The 16,480-nt window shown below is 36.4% G+C and carries 15 protein-coding genes; 8 read left to right on the top strand and 7 right to left on the bottom strand.

All coding sequences use genetic code 11. The features are described 5' to 3' along the window. Window positions 1-13: 13 nt before the first annotated feature. From CHRYMOREF3P_RS15020 to CHRYMOREF3P_RS15035, 4 genes are all read left to right on the top strand, one after another. On the top strand, window positions 14-286 hold the full coding sequence (locus CHRYMOREF3P_RS15020) for a hypothetical protein (RefSeq protein ID WP_077413409.1): 273 nt from the start codon (window positions 14-16) through the stop codon (window positions 284-286). 242 nt (window positions 287-528) lie between these two features. Continuing rightward, complete coding sequence (locus CHRYMOREF3P_RS15025; protein ID WP_180564949.1) at window positions 529-1,389, top strand: hypothetical protein; 861 nt, start codon at window positions 529-531, stop codon at window positions 1,387-1,389. Window positions 1,390-1,399: 10 nt separating this feature from the next. Next, window positions 1,400-2,212 (top strand): hypothetical protein, encoded by an 813-nt coding sequence (locus CHRYMOREF3P_RS15030; protein WP_180564950.1) that lies wholly within the window; start codon window positions 1,400-1,402, stop codon window positions 2,210-2,212. Window positions 2,213-2,223: 11 nt separating this feature from the next. Continuing rightward, a complete protein-coding gene (locus CHRYMOREF3P_RS15035) occupies window positions 2,224-3,135 on the top strand; it encodes a hypothetical protein (RefSeq protein ID WP_077413412.1) in 912 nt (303 codons plus the stop codon). On the opposite strand, the gene CHRYMOREF3P_RS15040 is transcribed toward CHRYMOREF3P_RS15035, so the two are convergent. From CHRYMOREF3P_RS15040 to CHRYMOREF3P_RS15050, 3 genes are read right to left on the bottom strand one after another with little or no spacing between them, the layout of a single operon-like run. After that, window positions 3,136-4,695, bottom strand: a complete 1,560-nt coding sequence (locus CHRYMOREF3P_RS15040; RefSeq protein ID WP_180564951.1) for a tetratricopeptide repeat protein — start codon at window positions 4,693-4,695, stop codon at window positions 3,136-3,138. Between the two features lie 14 nt (window positions 4,696-4,709). Next, a complete protein-coding gene (locus CHRYMOREF3P_RS15045; protein WP_180564952.1) occupies window positions 4,710-5,321 on the bottom strand; it encodes a YdeI/OmpD-associated family protein in 612 nt (203 codons plus the stop codon). A 5-nt stretch (window positions 5,322-5,326) separates the two neighbouring features. Then, window positions 5,327-6,460 (bottom strand): serine hydrolase domain-containing protein, encoded by a 1,134-nt coding sequence (locus tag CHRYMOREF3P_RS15050; RefSeq protein WP_180564953.1) that lies wholly within the window; start codon window positions 6,458-6,460, stop codon window positions 5,327-5,329. A 99-nt stretch (window positions 6,461-6,559) separates the two neighbouring features. Between CHRYMOREF3P_RS15050 and CHRYMOREF3P_RS15055 the strand changes: the two genes are divergently transcribed. Further along, window positions 6,560-7,888 carry a M48 family metalloprotease gene (locus CHRYMOREF3P_RS15055; RefSeq protein WP_232539038.1) on the top strand — a complete coding sequence of 443 codons (1,329 nt, stop codon included), beginning with the start codon at window positions 6,560-6,562 and terminating at the stop codon, window positions 7,886-7,888. A 132-nt stretch (window positions 7,889-8,020) separates the two neighbouring features. Here CHRYMOREF3P_RS15055 and CHRYMOREF3P_RS15060 read toward each other — a convergent pair whose 3' ends face one another. Both CHRYMOREF3P_RS15060 and CHRYMOREF3P_RS15065 read right to left on the bottom strand, forming a co-directional pair. Further along, window positions 8,021-9,550, bottom strand: coding sequence for a hypothetical protein (locus CHRYMOREF3P_RS15060; RefSeq protein ID WP_180564955.1), 1,530 nt, complete (start codon window positions 9,548-9,550; stop codon window positions 8,021-8,023). Window positions 9,551-9,633: 83 nt separating this feature from the next. Then, window positions 9,634-11,175: a glycine--tRNA ligase gene (locus CHRYMOREF3P_RS15065; protein ID WP_077413418.1), complete on the bottom strand. Its 1,542-nt coding sequence runs from the start codon at window positions 11,173-11,175 to the stop codon at window positions 9,634-9,636. A 445-nt stretch (window positions 11,176-11,620) separates the two neighbouring features. Between CHRYMOREF3P_RS15065 and CHRYMOREF3P_RS15070 the strand changes: the two genes are divergently transcribed. Both CHRYMOREF3P_RS15070 and CHRYMOREF3P_RS15075 read left to right on the top strand, forming a co-directional pair. Next, window positions 11,621-12,316, top strand: coding sequence for a pseudouridine synthase (locus CHRYMOREF3P_RS15070; RefSeq protein ID WP_180564956.1), 696 nt, complete (start codon window positions 11,621-11,623; stop codon window positions 12,314-12,316). A gap of 314 nt (window positions 12,317-12,630) precedes the next feature. Beyond that, complete coding sequence (locus CHRYMOREF3P_RS15075) at window positions 12,631-13,668, top strand: quinone-dependent dihydroorotate dehydrogenase (RefSeq protein WP_180564957.1); 1,038 nt, start codon at window positions 12,631-12,633, stop codon at window positions 13,666-13,668. A gap of 32 nt (window positions 13,669-13,700) precedes the next feature. Here the strand turns inward: CHRYMOREF3P_RS15075 and CHRYMOREF3P_RS15080 are convergent, their stop codons facing one another. Both CHRYMOREF3P_RS15080 and CHRYMOREF3P_RS15085 read right to left on the bottom strand, forming a co-directional pair. Continuing rightward, window positions 13,701-14,588, bottom strand: a complete 888-nt coding sequence (locus CHRYMOREF3P_RS15080) for a hypothetical protein (RefSeq protein WP_077413421.1) — start codon at window positions 14,586-14,588, stop codon at window positions 13,701-13,703. 20 nt (window positions 14,589-14,608) lie between these two features. Next, window positions 14,609-15,853, bottom strand: a complete 1,245-nt coding sequence (locus tag CHRYMOREF3P_RS15085) for a DUF445 domain-containing protein (protein ID WP_077413422.1) — start codon at window positions 15,851-15,853, stop codon at window positions 14,609-14,611. Between the two features lie 95 nt (window positions 15,854-15,948). Here CHRYMOREF3P_RS15085 and msrB point away from each other — a divergent pair, with 95 nt between their 5' ends. After that, window positions 15,949-16,476 (top strand): peptide-methionine (R)-S-oxide reductase MsrB, encoded by a 528-nt coding sequence (msrB, locus tag CHRYMOREF3P_RS15090; protein WP_077413676.1) that lies wholly within the window; start codon window positions 15,949-15,951, stop codon window positions 16,474-16,476. The last annotated feature ends 4 nt before the right edge of the window (window positions 16,477-16,480 follow it).

Raw genomic sequence — 16,480 nt, forward strand, 5'->3', positions numbered from 1 at the left:
CCATTCTTACTGAATGAAAAATAAAACAACTGAAACCAATAATTCATTAAAGCAATTATCCCGGGAAAATTTTTTTGGATATGAGTTTGTTGATTATTGGGATGGAGATACTACAGCTTTAGGATTGCAAAAAGGAAATATCGTTGTCTATATTTCAACATATCACTATTCTAAAAGCAATCATTATGACATCATTATTGAAGAACTCGGGACAGGTAAAATATTGAAATCCGGAGAAAAAATATCCTATAACGAACTTATTCATGACCTTCAGTCTTTTTTCTAATGACACCTCACAATAATATTTTTCTTTAAAAAGTAGAAATTATTTAAAAATTTCTCATAAAACAGAGTGATGGTTTTATTTTAAATAGTAAAATTCCGTATTTTGATAATGTGAAATAAGTGTTTACTTGTCTTGTTTTCAGTGTTTTATGTGTTTGTGGTTTAAAAGCGGCTATTGTAGGTGATGTGCTTTTACATTTATCTTTGGCCGAGAATTGTACACGTTTTAAAACCACAAATTAAATGAAGAATCTAAGTATTTGGATGAAGGGAATACTGATTTCCTTGTGCTTTACCATAAGTCATTCAAAAGCACAAGTTGGTATTAATACCTCAAACCCTCAAACCGCTTTTCATGTGGATGGGGCAAAAGATAATCCCCTATCCGGAGTTCCTTCCAACACACAGGCTGCTAATGATGTTGTCATAACTTCTACAGGAGAAATAGGAATTGGAACATTATCTCCTGCTGTTAAGATAGATACACGGTCTGCAGCTAACACAGATAATTCAATCGGAATAGGAGAGACCAGCCAGCCAGCTTCATCAGCAGGTGGAGGCGCTGTAAGATATAATCCGCTGAATGGCGGAAAAATGCAGTACTCAGATGGCATTGTATGGCAGGATCTTATTTCTTCTCCCACCAAAGCTGTCGTGGTAGCCAATCTTCAGGCAGCGAATTTTGCCGTTAAAATTCCTTATCAGGTTTCTACAGGCATTGCCGGATGGACAGAAATTTCTGATCCTACAGCAAACTTTACTCCCGGAACAGGTGTTTTTACAGCGCCAAGAACCGGAGTATATCTTGTTTCTTTTACCTATGATTTTGTGAGAATCCCTATAGTCTCAGGCTATTTTTCGGAAACGAGATATGTAGTGAACGGAAACAGTACTGTTAAAAAATGCGTGAAATCTTTCTCCAATATTTCAAAACAGGCACAGGTTGCAGGTTCTTGTGTGGCCGGAGTTCAACTGAATAAAGGCGATACACTTCAGCCCTATATCTACCAGTCTGTTTATAATGGTAATCTAAGCCTTAGAACAGATCTAACTTCTGCAAGCAATGATTATGGCTTTGTAAATCTTTCTATTTTAGAACAATAACACACTTGATATGAGAAAAAAATTAATACTGGCTTTATTTATTGGTTACGGCATGTGGATGCAGGCTCAGGTAGGAATCAATATGTCTGCCCCGGAAGGAACGGTACACATAGATGGACAGAAAAACACAAACGCTTCAATACCTTCCAGTTATTATGATGATGTAGTTATTACTCCCACCGGAAATGTAGGAGCAGGAACAAAATCCCCAAAAACAAGACTGGACCTTAGATCAAATGAACGTTTAAATGCAATAGGAATTGGAGGAACTTCACAGTCTGCTTCTGCCGCTAAGGCCGGAGCGCTGAGGTATAACTCAGGAACACAGGATCTGAGCTATTCTAACGGAACCTCATGGATCACACTGGCCCATAAAACGTCCAATGATTTTGTAGATGCAGAAAACTCTTCGGTACAAAGCTTTGCTGACGGAGTGCAGGCTCCTGTTACCAACTGGACTAAAAAGACGGATGTGAATGGCAGCTTTAATGCCGGTACAGGAGCCTTTACCGCCTCAAAAACAGGAGTGTATATTGTATCCTTTACCTTTTCCTTAACATCCGGAAGTATTGCAAATGATTCAAGGTATGAGACTTTGATTCAGACCAATTCAACATCTTCCACCACCAATAAAGTGTTCAAATGTGTAGGAAGTTACCCCGGAACCAATAGCATTGGAAACCGTGTTGCGGGAAACTGTTCAGGAATTTTTAACCTGAACCAGGGGGACAATATTACGGTAAGCCTGAATCAGAAACTGGGAAGTTCAAAAACTTTGGATACTGATGCTACACTTACTTCTTTAAGTATTTTCGGATTATAAAAAGACAGATGATGAAAAAAAATTGTTTACTGATTGTAATGACTTTAAGCTTCCACTGTGTATTTTCACAGGTTGGAATCAATACTCCAAATCCACAGGGTATTCTGCATATTGATGGACAAAAAGATAATCCTGTTTCAGGATCGACATTTACTCCGGCTCAGCAGAGTAATGATATTCTTGTGAGCAGCGCCGGAAAAATAGGAGCGGGAACGCTCATCCCGGTCGCGAAAGTTGACGCCAGGAATTCCGGAAATGGAGCCATTGGCTTTGGAACTTCTTCACTCACTGCACCTGCAGCCGATGAAGGAGCCGTACGTTATAACAGCGGAGTGGAATATTCTAATGGAAATGAATGGCTTCCTTTGCTCACAGCACAGCCCACAAATAATAAAGTAATCGTTATTGCAGCCAAAACCAACAATAATGTAAAGCTGGCAACTCCGTCTATTCCAACAATAACTGCAGGTTTACAAAACAGGGCAAGTAATTATCTTGTAGACTGGAGTAAAACTTTTGAAAGTAATTCCGGTACCAATTTCAATGCTGCTACTGGTATCTTTACCGCGCCCCGCAACGGAATTTATGTAGCTTCTTTCACAACAGATCTTGCCCCATTAGCAATTAATTATACTACGGATCCTTTAAATCCTATTCAGATAGAAGCGATCTGGCAGCTTTATGATAATACAACGGGATTAGCCGTCACCAATATTGTAAATACGGTAAAATGTGTCAATACCATGTCCTCAAACAGTGTAGGAAATATTGATGCAGGAAGTAACTGTACCGCCTCATTTTACATGACAGCAGGGCAGAGACTGATGCCTTACATCTGGTTTAATTTAAATAATTCAATCGTTGCCAATTTTTCATTAAATAATACCGGCGGCTATAATAATCTTACAATAGCGGAACAGTAATCAGGAGATTTCATCCAGTGTTTTGATAAACGCAGACGGATGCAGCCCTGTGATCTTCTTAAATTCAAGAGAAAAAGCGCTGTGAGAAGAATAACCCGTGATTTCAGAAAGGTGATTAATCTTGTACTTTCTGTACTGCGGTTCATTTTTTAATTGATTGACAATATAATTGATCCTCAGATGATTGATATATTGATTGAAATTAAATTTCTTATGTTTTTTGATAACTGCTGATAGATATTTTGTATTGATATTCAGTGTGTTTGCAAGATTATAACGAGAAATGTTCTTGTTGTTAAACTCAAGACTTTCCTCAAATATTTTTAGTCCGTGTAATATGTTTTCCTCTACTTCAGGCGAAATTTTTATTTCTGTCGGAGTAGGGGAGTTTTTTGTCTGAATATCCTCAGATACTTCCTGGGGATCTTCTTCATAAACAACTGGAGAAATACCTTCTTTGTAAATTTTGGCAACAGCTTCTTTATGCTTTTTACGAAGACGGATAGTATTGAAAATAACAGCTCCTAAAATAATCACCAAAGAAAGGCAGGCTATGATAAGCCCTTTTGAAGTAGAGTGGCTTTCATTGAGCTGCTGATGAAAATTTTCTTCTTTTTTGGATAATGTGTTATTGACGGCCATTGCTTTGTTGTAAGCGATGCTGTCTTTTAATTTAAGATTTTCAATTTTATATTTCTCCGTGTTGGAATCGTCGTGAAGCAAAGCATATGCTTCTTCAAGATTTTTAGTAATCTCAATCTTTTTTTCATTGAAACCATACTGATCTGCAATTGCCAGAGATTTCTTATAATAAAGCACCGCACTGTCCGGCTTATTTTGTCCTGAAAACAAAAATCCGATATCATTAAGGATGTTTGCCCGGAGATAATAATTGTTTTCCCCCACCAAAGAAAGCGCCTGTCCGAAATAATATTTTGCTTCCTTAAATTTTTTTACTTCAGATAAATTATACCCCATATTGGTATAAGCGGAGATCAAAAGTTCATTTCGTCTGGTTACATTTTTAAGCTTCTGAAATTCCTGAATGGCACTTTTAGAGTAATACTCTTTCTCTTTATATTGATTCCTATTAAGAAGGATCAAAAAAGAATTAAAGATCATCCCTTTCAGCTCATGTCCTTCTTCCGTATTATTGTGTTTTACTTCAGAGAGGGCATTTTGGAGGCTTGTAGAAGATTCTTTGAGCAGCCCAAGCTTTGCATATTGAGTTCCCTGCATTCTGTATGCAAGTGCTTTCCCAATATTATAATTGCTTTTGGTAGATATTTTAAGGGCCTTATCTGCAAAATCAAGACTTTTCTCAGCATCAGATTGTAAATAGCTGTTGAAGGATTTCAAATAATAGGCTTTTGCAAGAAATTCAGGGAGATTTTTTTTCTGTGCTGAATCTATAATCCTATTCAAAACGATTTCCGAACTGTCCGGATTCTTGGATGAAAGAGTACGGGCATATTTGTACTGTCCCTCAAAATCAAATGCCTGAGGGAATGCAGAAATCGAAATAATAAGGAAGAAAAAGAGAATAATTTTTTTCTTCATTGTGTTTTTGTGTTTTATTTTTTTTGGTATTTCCAGTTACGGCTTTTACCCTCCGCTATCCACTCCAAAGACTGTTCCAATCTTTTATTCCGGGTTGCTTCGGTTTTTGCTTCTGTTACCCACGCAATATATTCTTTTCTGAAGGATGGTGAAGCCTTTTCAAAAATATCAGAGGCTTTTGAATGAGCATGTAATGCAGACTGAAAATAATCAGGAACTTCCATTTCTGTTTTGGAGGGCGGGGCTTTCTTCATAGTAACACCCATATCCGTAAGTTCCATGGCTTCTTTAATTGCTTTTTTCAGCTGAGGTTTGGAAGGAAGATCTTCAATTCCTGTTACTTTTCCTAAGCTGAACATTGAGCTTCTTTCAGCTGTTGTTTCTATCTCCTTTAGTGTTTTCATCTCCTGATGCAGCCAGAATCCGAGACTGCAGTATTGCTTGAAAGCGGTAATGGAACAAAGAATTTTACCTTTATACATGAACGTAGGAAACTTCCATTTGATCGCTTCTTCTGCATCGGGGCAGACTTCGTGAATCGTTTCACGGAGATAATGTAAGATAGGTTTTGCAAAATCCGGAGATTTTTCAATGTATTCATCAACTTTTACGCTGTGTTTATCCATAGTGTTTATTGGAATAATTGTACAATTTCGTTCACAAAGAATTTTACCTGATCAGGTCTTCCTCTGTCATTTTTAGGGTTGTTGGAGTAGCTCCCGGTTTTTACAATAACGATATTGTGCTCCGGAACCATAATAATATACTGTCCCTGTAATCCCAGGAAATAATAATGTTTGATGGGGTTGTCATGATTGATCCACAGTCCCATTCCATAAATACCTTCAGACTTTTCAGTCGGAGTTCTCATCTGTTCAATGAAGTCAGCGTTAAGAATCTGCTGATCCCCGGCTTTTCCATCATTCAGAAAGAGCTGTCCCAGCTTAGCAAAATCTCTTGCATTGGAATGAATGCAGCAATACGTTTTTTCCATACCATAATCGTCTGTACTCCATTTCGCATTCTGTTCCATTCCCAAAGGAATCCAGAATTTTTCTGATAAATAGCTCGCTAATGGTTGGTTCAGAGCTTTCCGGAGGGCAAAACCAAGAAGTTGGGTAGAACCGCTTTGATATTCGAATCTTGTTCCCGGTTCTTCTTTAAATTTTCTTGAGAATACAGCTTTTACAAGGCTTTTTCCATAATAAGCTTTGGCATTGGGAAGAAACGGATTATTGTAATTTTCATCCCAGTACAGCCCGGATTCCATTTGAGCGAGGTTTTTAAGGGTAACCTCATTTCCGAATGGTTTATTTTTAAATTCCGGATAGAAATCAGAGAACTTTTCATCAATAGTAGGAATAATACCTTCTTCCAACGCTTTTCCCAACAACATGACAGTCACTGCTTTTGCCATCGAAAAAGAATTGGTTTGTGAAAGCTGATTATAACCATCCCAATATTGCTCATGAAGAATTTTTCCATTCCGTATTACAACAAAAGCAGCGGTTTTGGAGTGTTTTAAATTTTCAACTAAATGTTTAGGTAAATCTTTTTTGTTGTAATCCGGATCTTCTTCCCAGAGTTCAGGTTCTTCTGTAGCAATAGGATTGCTCGGGAAAAGATTTCCGTCATCAATATATGCACTTGATTTTCCTTTAAGATAAGTTTTTGAAATACCACTAAATAAATAATCATATCCCAGAAAATAAGCCGCTGCAGCACCAGCTACCGCTCCACCTATCATATACTTTAGTATTCTCATTTTTTCACGAATGGGTCTCTAACAAATTTAGAATAATTTGGCTATAAAAATTAAAATGAATCATCAAATAAGTTATTTTTGTTCTTATTGATGAAAACTATGACCAGAAAACTTATTGTATTGGGGTACTTCCTATTTTCAATCATGGGAATGGCTCAGATTTATAAACCGATAGATACCGCAGATTATATACAGAGGAAAGCATTTTTAATGAGTTTTGAAGGAAATAATGAAGCGACTGTGAAGAAATTAAAATCGCAGTATTCCGGTAAAACAGGCTCTGAATTATCCAAAATCTATAAAGAATTCGGAACAGACTTTCAAAAGCAGGTGAAGAATAAGGATTTTATCTTTAAATCGGAATTTGAAACCAGCATACAGTCTATGATTCAACGTCTTAAAAAGAATAATCCTAAAATTCCTCAGGACCTGAAAATTCTGATCGCAAAAGATAATACTCCCAATGCTTACTGTCTTGCTGACGGAACTTTTGTTATCAATATGGGGCTTTACAGCTGGCTTAATAATGAAGAGCAAATTGCAGCTGTGATCTCCCATGAACTGGGTCATAAAATAGAAGAACATTCCCTGAAAACCTTTTTAAAAATTATCGAACAGGATAAATTGGATAAAGTATTGGTTGAGAATATAAAATCAACTACCACCAGCCGAACTCAGAGCCAGAATCAGAAAGCTTTCGATATCTTTAAAAATACAGTGTATAAAAAAGGGGTGGAAAAAAGACAAAGCGAAATGCAGGCGGATTCTTTGGGTTATGTTATTTTTAAAAACAGTGATTTTAAGAAGTCTGAATTTGTAAATGCACTTCAAAGACTGCAGGATTTCGATACGATCTCACCAAGAGAGCTGAAAATAGAAACGTATAAAAAACTTTTTAATCTTCCAAAGCAGGCCTTTAATGAAAAATGGATGAAGAAGGAAGATTTTTCCCTGTACAATTATAATTTCTACAAAGAAAAGCTGAACAAGGATTCCCTCGCATCGCACCCTGAAGTGTCCAGAAGAATTGAGATGCTTAAAAAAACATTTGCTGAACTTAAAAGTTCAATTGCTCCGGAAAAACCTTCAGATCTGTTTGTAACATTAAAGAAAACAGCAAGAATGGAAATTTTGCCCAACTATTTCCACTCAGAAGATTATGGGCAGGGAATTTATGCTGCCATGCAGTTTCTGCAGGATGAAGAGGAAGAAAAATATTATAAAAGCTGGCTGGGAAGATGTTTTTCCAAGATATATGAAGCGAGAAAAAGCTATAATCTGAACCGGTATCTGGATAGGATAGAACCTAAAAATCAAAGTGAAAGCTATCAGCAGTTCCTGAACTTTATGTGGAACTTAAGTTTGGATGAAATTAAAAATATTGCAGACTTTTACCAGACCAATGAAAAGATAGTGAAAGCAAACTGATCTTGATATAAGTATTGGAGATATCAATAGGAATGGACTTTAGCCTGTTTTTTAAATAATAAAAATTCCACTGGCTTTAGCCAAAACTTAAAAATAAGAACCCTGATGACTCATCAGGGTTCTTATTTTATACTAGTAATTTAATTTCTCCAAACGGATCTTATTGAATTTTTCTTTTTCGTTATACTCCCGAAGAAGGATATACCCCTCTTTTCCTACATAGGGTGTTACTGCATAATTGTCTTTTTCGGAAATAGGAATGATCTCCTGTTTGAATTTTCCGTCAATAATGGTATTGATGAATAAATTCCATCTTTTCTGCTTTGTTACTTCATCTTTCTGATAGTCGCGGTAGAAAAATACCACGTCTTTTCCACCGTTGAGGTATTGTGAAAAGAGATAATCACTGTTTACCCATTTAGATTTTTCTTTTTCAAAGACCTGTACATTTTTTACTTTGAAATCTTTATCTGTGTATATGTAAACAAGGTCTGTTGTTTTGGGAGCATTATATTGTCCGGCAGGTTTATATTTTTCGGATAAAATACCTACACTTCCATCGTTCATGAAGTACATGTCTTTGGTCTGAAGCATGTAACCACTTTCTACCATACCATTTCTATTGAGTTTTGGAAGGAAAGCTGAGATATTCGGCTCATAATTGATTGTTTTGGTATCTGCAGTAAAGTTTTTTTTGTCTACCAGCATTCTTGCAAATCCTACTGACTCAGAATCATCATAGTTTCTTCCCAGCAGAACTACTTTATCATCGAAATTTTTATCATTATCAATCTTTCTGTAATTGGAGTAGAAGGATTCAATATTGTCTATGGTATCATCAGATAATCCGGTTACCGGCTTGTTGGATGTTTCTTTTCCGGTTTTCATATCAAGAACCAGGAGACTGAATGATTTCTGCTTTTCATTCACTTTCTTCATGATGCAGTACATATAATTTTCATCTCTTTCCAGAACAGATAAAGTAGAATAAATTTTCTTACTTCCGTCAGTATTGTATTTATATCTCCAAACCTCCTTTTTGTTTTCATCAAATCTCATGAGGCTGTTGTTATTTTCATACTTTCCGTAATCTTTATACTCCACGGCAAAGTAGCCGCCTTCTTTCAGCTCACCTACGGCAGAAACATAGTTGTACCCTTTATCTTTTTTCTCATCACGGTTTTCCTTACGCTGTTCTTTCCAGCTCTTCGGTTCGTTGATTTCTTTGAAAGTACCGTTTTCCAGATAGTCATAATAGATTTTTCTGGTAATAGAATTTGTTTTAGGGTCAATCACCATAGAAACAGGAGTAAATACTTCTCGGCTTTTTACCAGAGAATAATCCATCATTGAGGGCTTTAAGATAATCTGCCCTTTAAAATCAACATATCCTAAATAAGAGGCAGCAGTGATATCACCTTCAAATTCTTTATTGGCAACAGGGTTGAGGTTTTTATCTAATATCACATACTCAAACTTTTTGGTCTTATCACCGGATTTTCCGTAAGAATATAGAGAAACGTAACCGTAAAGATTGTCTTTATCATCGAATAAAGCATTCATTCCCACGTGATCCCCAGCGGTAAGTGTTGTCAGATCCTGGGTTTGGGAAAATGCAAATGTCTGGATCAGTCCAAACACTATGAGTGTTATTTTTTTCATGGTTAAAATTTGAGGGATAAAAGTAATAAATTAACCCATATGTTGATAAAAATAAAAAAGCCCTGAGAACAGGGCTTTTTTTATTATAATTGAGAAAGTAAATTTCTGAAGTTCGTTTTTTCATCAATGATTCGTCTCAAATCTGAAACAGGAACTCTTTCCTGCTGCATAGTATCTCTGTCTCTTATGGTTACTGTATGATCAGTAAGAGAGTCGTGGTCAATAGTAATACAGTATGGAGTACCGATAGCATCCTGTCTTCTGTAACGCTTTCCGATGGCATCTTTTTCTTCGTAGAACAGATTGAAATCATATTTCAGATCATTGAAGATATTTTCTGCATACTCTGCTAAACCGTCTTTCTTCATCAAAGGAAGGATGGCTGCTTTAATTGGTGCCAATGCCGGAGGTAAAGATAAAACTGTTCTTTCTGAACCATCTTCCAATACTTCATCTTTTAAGCAGTGAGAGAATATAGAAAGGAATAATCTGTCTAAACCTACTGAAGTTTCCACTACATAAGGAACATAGTTTTCGTTTCTTTCAGGATCAAAGAACTGAAGCTTTCTTCCTGAGAATGTTTCATGTGCCTTTAAGTCGAAATCTGTTCTTGAGTGAATACCTTCCAGTTCTTTAAACCCGAATGGGAAGTTAAATTCAATATCAGCAGCAGCATTCGCATAGTGAGCCAATTTCTCATGATCATGGAATCTGTAATTATCATTTCCTAGACCTAGAGCCAAGTGCCAGTTCAGACGTTTCTGCTTCCACTTCTCATAGAACTCAAGTTCTGTTCCCGGAGCAACGAAGAACTGCATTTCCATCTGTTCGAATTCACGCATTCTGAAGATAAACTGTCTTGCAACAATCTCGTTTCTGAATGCCTTACCAATCTGTGCAATACCGAAAGGAAGTTTATGACGTGAAGTTTTTTGTACGTTTAAGAAGTTAACGAAAATACCCTGAGCCGTTTCCGGTCTAAGGTAAAGATCCATTGCACTGTCTGCAGAAGCTCCCAGCTTTGTTCCGAACATCAGGTTGAACTGTCTTACTTCTGTCCAGTTTTTAGAACCGGTATCAGGATCTGCAATTTCAAGCTCTTCAATTAAAGATTTTACATCAGCAAGATCTTCATTTTCCAGAGATTTCGCCAGTCTTGAAAGAATAGCTTCTCTCTTTGCTCTGTATTCCAGAATTTTTGGATTCGTGGCAACAAACTGATCTTTATCAAAAGCATCCCCGAATCTTTTCGCCGCTTTTTCAATTTCTTTGTTCTCTTTGTCTTCAATTTTAGCGCAGTAGTCTTCCACCAAAACGTCTGCTCTGAAACGTTTCTTAGAATCTTTATTATCAATCAATGGATCGTTGAAAGCGTCTACGTGGCCTGATGCTTTCCATGTGGTTGGGTGCATCAAAATCGCCGAGTCAATACCCACAATATTCTCGTTAAGCTGTACCATAGCTTTCCACCAGTATTGTTTGATATTATTTTTTAGTTCGGCCCCGTTCTGTCCATAATCATACACAGCGGATAAACCATCATAGATCTCACTCGATGGGAAAATAAAACCATATTCTTTAGCGTGAGAAATCACTTTCTTGAAAACATCTTCTTGCTTTGCCATAATTTTTACATCTGATGTGCAAAAATAATGTTTTTTATTGGGAAAATATTAATACCTGTAAGATCCTACATTAGAGATTGTCATTAAGAAGCATCCTCCCACGCCAATGATAAATAAAACACCAGCCAAAATAAACAGTAATATCTTTGCTATTCTGTATTTTTTTAAGGGCACGAAAAGAATTGTAGCAACCGTTATTATAACAGCGATCACGATCAATTTTACAAAAAAACCAAAATAATCTGTCATTTTTTTAAATTAAGGTAAAACCTTTTACTAATATAAACCTTTTATTTGAAGTTTGATAAGGGAGCCGGGAACCTGCTTTTGCTACTCGCTTTTTCTGGTTTTAGGCGGCGGCGAAGCCGCCGCCTAAAACCAGAAAAGAGCTCAAACATACCGCTCAATCAGGGCTAAATCGGTCGAAAATTTCTACTTTTGCACCATGTTAGAAATTCTTTATCGAGACGAGCATATTATTGCCATCAACAAACCCAGCGGATTATTGGTTCATAAATCTTTCTATGCGGGAGAAGCAGATACTTATGCTATTCAGGAGTTGAAGAAACAGATTGGACAAAAAGTGTATCCTGTACACCGGTTAGACCGAAAAACGTCAGGTGTTCTGTTGTTTACTTTAGATAAAGATACTCTTAGAATCATGAGCGAACAGTTTGCATCACGCGAAGTGGAGAAGAAATATCTGGCAATTCTTCGGGGTTGGGCAAAAGAAGAAGAAACAATTGATTATGATTTAGTTAATGAAAATGAAGTCACACAAAATGCCGTTACATACTATCGCCGTCTGCAGACTTCAGAAATAGATTTGCCTTTTTTAAAACATCAGACTTCGAGATATTGTTTGGTAGAAGCAATTCCTGAAACAGGAAGATTTCATCAGTTGAGAAAACATTTTAAACATATTCTTCATCCTATTTTAGGTTGCAGAAAACATGGCTGCAATAAACAAAATAAGTTGTGGCTTCAAACATTTGAGATCAACAAAATGACGCTTCACGCCCATCAACTGATTTTTAATCATCCTGTTTCTAACGAAAGAATTACAGTAAATGCAACTATAGATGAAGAGTTCAAAAGAATAGGGGATATTCTGAACTTTGATCTGAGTTCCTATTCTTAAGTTATTTGTGAATATTTTTTAACGCAATGTTCACTAAGAGTGTATTTAAATGGATACTTTTCGACCGCTGAGGCACTTCGTTCAGCAAAAGCTAATAGCGCATACTTCGCTTAGTGAAACACCTTTGCGAACCGAAATGTTTTCAGGATAGTCGAAGTATTTTGCGATCATAGCGTTAAAATATCTTACTCATTTTGAGAGTACACAGATTGTTTTCCGGCTTATAGATCTTATATATCAAACATTTTGATAAAATATCATAGGTTAACCGAACATTAATTTTAAAATGAGTATTTTTGTAAAACTTTTTTTCAATGTACAAATCGCTCATTCGTCCAATTCTTTTTAAATTTGATCCTGAAGATGTTCATCACTTTACATTTTCAATGCTTAAGAATTTGGGATTTCTTACCAAACTATTTTTCCCAAAACCTATTGAAGACAAACGTCTGGAAAGAGAAGTTTTCGGATTAAAATTCAAAAATCCTGTTGGATTGGCAGCTGGTTTTGATAAAAATGCAGTGTTGTTCAACGAATTGGGAGACTTAGGGTTTGGATTTGTAGAAATTGGAACGGTAACACCAAGGGCACAGGCCGGAAATCCAAGAAAAAGATTATTCCGTTTGATAGAAGATGGAGGAATCATCAACAGGATGGGGTTCAATAACGATGGTCTTGAAGCAGCGATTGAAAAACTGAAATCCAACAAAGGAAAAGTAATTATCGGGGGAAACATCGGAAAAAATACAGATACAAGCCCGGAAAACTATACTCAGGATTATCTGGACTGTTTTGAAGGTCTTCATCCTCATGTAGACTACTTTGTACTCAACGTAAGCTGTCCGAATGTAGGAAGCCACGCCAAACTTGAAGATGTAGAATATCTGAGAGAGCTGATCACAGAAGTGAAGAAAATAAACCTGTCAAAATCTGTACAGAAACCCATCTTACTTAAAATTGCTCCGGATCTTAATAACAATCAATTAGACGAAATCATTGAACTGATTGCGGAAACAAAGATTGATGGTATTGTAGTTTCCAATACATCAGTGAACAGGGAAGGTTTGAAAACCTCTCCGGAAGTTTTAGAACAGATAGGAAATGGAGGATTAAGCGGAAAACCTATCCGTGAAAGAAGTACAAAAATGATCAAGTACCTTTCTGATAAAAGTAACAGAGCATTCCCAATCATTGGAGTAGGTGGAATACATTCTGCAAAAGATGCTATGGAGAAGCTGGATGCAGGAGCTACACTGGTTCAGCTGTATACAGGCTTTATTTATGAAGGCCCGGAACTGATCAACGAAATCAATCAGGAGCTTTTGAAAAGAGCAAGCCGATTACCAAGATAAAAATAGAAAGAGAGTTTAGATAACTCTCTTTTTTATTTTGACTTTATGACTGATGCATTTTCTAAATCTATGGTAAGAGTATAAGCAGGCGCTGTATCAGATTTACCTATTTTATATTGTATCGTTTTTCTGTCCTTGGACTTAGTTTTGGTAACGTTATAAATATTATCCAGACAACTTTCTATCAGAAATTTCTCATAATTTTTATAATTCCAGTCTTTTGTGAAGTAAAGAACCCGGTATCCTTTTTCGCCTTCGCTGGCACCACATCTTCCACATGCATTAAGATTCGAAGAATGTTCGAAATACAGCAATACCCGGTTCCTGTTTTCTCCCGATGTATAGGAAATCAGTTCATTTCCTCCATATTGATTGATAAAGTCGAATGTATTGATTTTTTTATTATTAGGTAAGATTAGATAGTTGTTGTAGCGGTAAATCATATCATTACTGGTAAAAAGTCTGGCAGGATAAGTTTTTTTATCCAGATAAATATTTCCCTGAATTGTATTTTCTTTAGTTTCGTCCTGATTAAAGCTAATATATTCTTTGGGAGTCAGTAACTGTGCTATTTCATTTGTTTTTTCTACCGTTTGTGGTGACGTGATCTTTTCTTTAAATATTTTGGAATTTATTTTTTGCTGAGCACCAAAGTTATATAATGAGAGTTTACCATAATCATAAACCCCCGTTAGCGGAATTTTCTTCTGATACTTATCGTAATAATACCATCCGTCTACAAAATACTGGTAGAGACTGCAATCTGCAATTCCTGCGAAATGAAGCTGCATAGTAATGGGAACTCCTGCAATTTCTCCTTTGAAAATCTGTGAAGAATCGGTTACTTTCTTTAATTCAACTTTTTGGCAGAGAAAAAATGAGAGGGTTAAAGAAAATAATAAAATAAATATTTTTTTCATGGCGGGTAGTCACTAGTTTTTTAGAGGAAGAAATGGGTGATGGTGTAGATAATAAGCCCGACCAGGCCGCCAACCAGTGTTCCGTTGACCCGGATAAACTGTAGGTCTTTTCCCACTTCCAGTTCCAATTTTTCACTAAGCTCTTTTCCCTGCCAGTTTCCAACAGTTGTACTGATGAGGTTCCCGAATTGGTGGGTGTTTTTCAGAATATATTTATAGGCCGTTACCCGAACCCAATGGTCAATTTTGTTCTGAAGGTTTTCATCTGTCTTTAAATTCTGTGCAAATTCATTCAGGTTTTTAGAAAGATAGTTTTTCAATGCAGAATGCTCTTCCTGAAGCTCTTTCATCAGTGTTTTTTTGATAGAAACCCAGATGTCATTGGAATACTCATCCAGTTTATCATTTTTCAGGAGTCCGTTTTTGATGGTTTTAAATTCTTCATCCCATTTCGGATCCTCTTTCAGATCAACGGAGAATTCATGAATTTTCTGTGTAATCAATCCTCTTACTTCATGCTGAGGATCTTCTTCTATTTCTTTAAAAAAATCAGAAAGTCCGTCGGTAATTTTATCCGCAATTTTATTATCTACAAAAGATGGAATGAATGAATAACTGCCTTTTTTTACACGTTCCTGGATCATTTCATCATTTTCAATGATATATTCTTTGATTTGTTTTGAAAGATTGGTGATGATTCTCTGATGATCATTTTTTTCCAGAATATACCCTATCCCGTTTCCAACTACTTTATTAAGTTTGATATCGTCTGTCATCTCAGACACCTTTTTGCTGATAAACTGGCTTACTGTGGAGTTATCCAGTTTATTGAGAATATCAAGAACAATATCTGAAAGATTTCTAATCAAAATTTCCTGACTTTTTTCCTTTGCCAGCCATTCTCCGACAAAATTGGAAACTTTAAGCTTTTGGATGTAAGGACGTATATTCTGAGGAGAAAGAAAGTTCCCCACTACAAAACTCCCAAGGTTGTCTCCAAGTCTTTGTTTACTGTTTTCAATCAGATTGGTATGAGGGATCGGAAGCCCGAGCGGATGGCGGAATAATGCGGTTACAGCAAACCAGTCAGCAAGAGCTCCTACCATAGCAGCTTCAGCAAAGGCCCGCACATAACCGATCCAATGAGAGTTATTAGACTTCTGTAAAATAGTGGTAACAATGAAAATAACAGCCATCAGAACGAATAATCCTGTAGCAAATGCTTTATATTTTCTCAGTTGTTTTCTTTTTGCTTCGTCATTCATATTCTCAAATTTACTAAATTTGGTTATGAAACCGTTTAATCTTGATAAAAGCTTTTAAACCTCAAAACTTTTGGGGTTAAAGAATGAAATTTACGATGAAATTTTTAGTTTCAATCACCTTATTATTTTTTCTGCAGTCTTGTACGCAGAAATATGAACCTATTAAAACCTCTTCTATGGAAAATACAGAAGCAAAAAACAATCCATACTATTCCAGAACTGATACTGCAAAACTTAATATTTCCAACGAAGAATGGAAAAAAATCCTTGCGCCGGATTTATATGCAATTGCCAGGGAAGCAGCAACAGAAAGAGCTTTTACAGGAAAATATAACGAATTTGATGAGATAGGAGAATATTATTGTGCCGTTTGTGGAAATCACCTGTTCCGTTCTACATCAAAATTTTCCAGCAGCTGCGGCTGGCCAAGTTTTTTTGAAGCTGATAAAGAAGGAGTCTATTATATAAGAGATCAGTCTTATGGAATGGATCGGGTAGAAGTGCTTTGTAAAAGATGCGATTCCCATCTGGGACACGTTTTCGATGACGGTCCAAAACCTACAGGATTAAGATACTGTATGAATTCCGTAAGCCTTGAGTTTGTAGCTGATTCTAAGAAGTAAACAT

The sequence above is a fragment of the Chryseobacterium sp. JV274 genome (genome assembly GCF_903969135.1).
Classification (GTDB): Bacteria; Bacteroidota; Bacteroidia; order Flavobacteriales; family Weeksellaceae; genus Chryseobacterium.

Bases quoted from the DNA above. Each gene is read 5' to 3' on its own strand.
- CHRYMOREF3P_RS15020 (WP_077413409.1), top strand. From the start codon at position 14: ATGAAAAATAAAACAACTGAAACCAATAATTCATTAAAGCAATTATCC.
- CHRYMOREF3P_RS15025 (WP_180564949.1), top strand. From the start codon at position 529: ATGAAGAATCTAAGTATTTGGATGAAGGGAATACTGATTTCCTTGTGC.
- CHRYMOREF3P_RS15030 (WP_180564950.1), top strand. From the start codon at position 1,400: ATGAGAAAAAAATTAATACTGGCTTTATTTATTGGTTACGGCATGTGG.
- CHRYMOREF3P_RS15035 (WP_077413412.1), top strand. From the start codon at position 2,224: ATGAAAAAAAATTGTTTACTGATTGTAATGACTTTAAGCTTCCACTGT.
- CHRYMOREF3P_RS15040 (WP_180564951.1), bottom strand. From the start codon at position 4,695: ATGAAGAAAAAAATTATTCTCTTTTTCTTCCTTATTATTTCGATTTCT.
- CHRYMOREF3P_RS15045 (WP_180564952.1), bottom strand. From the start codon at position 5,321: ATGGATAAACACAGCGTAAAAGTTGATGAATACATTGAAAAATCTCCG.
- CHRYMOREF3P_RS15050 (WP_180564953.1), bottom strand. From the start codon at position 6,460: ATGAGAATACTAAAGTATATGATAGGTGGAGCGGTAGCTGGTGCTGCA.
- CHRYMOREF3P_RS15055 (WP_232539038.1), top strand. From the start codon at position 6,560: ATGACCAGAAAACTTATTGTATTGGGGTACTTCCTATTTTCAATCATG.
- CHRYMOREF3P_RS15060 (WP_180564955.1), bottom strand. From the start codon at position 9,550: ATGAAAAAAATAACACTCATAGTGTTTGGACTGATCCAGACATTTGCA.
- CHRYMOREF3P_RS15065 (WP_077413418.1), bottom strand. From the start codon at position 11,175: ATGGCAAAGCAAGAAGATGTTTTCAAGAAAGTGATTTCTCACGCTAAA.
- CHRYMOREF3P_RS15070 (WP_180564956.1), top strand. From the start codon at position 11,621: ATGTTAGAAATTCTTTATCGAGACGAGCATATTATTGCCATCAACAAA.
- CHRYMOREF3P_RS15075 (WP_180564957.1), top strand. From the start codon at position 12,631: ATGTACAAATCGCTCATTCGTCCAATTCTTTTTAAATTTGATCCTGAA.
- CHRYMOREF3P_RS15080 (WP_077413421.1), bottom strand. From the start codon at position 14,588: ATGAAAAAAATATTTATTTTATTATTTTCTTTAACCCTCTCATTTTTT.
- CHRYMOREF3P_RS15085 (WP_077413422.1), bottom strand. From the start codon at position 15,853: ATGAATGACGAAGCAAAAAGAAAACAACTGAGAAAATATAAAGCATTT.
- msrB (WP_077413676.1), top strand. From the start codon at position 15,949: ATGAAATTTTTAGTTTCAATCACCTTATTATTTTTTCTGCAGTCTTGT.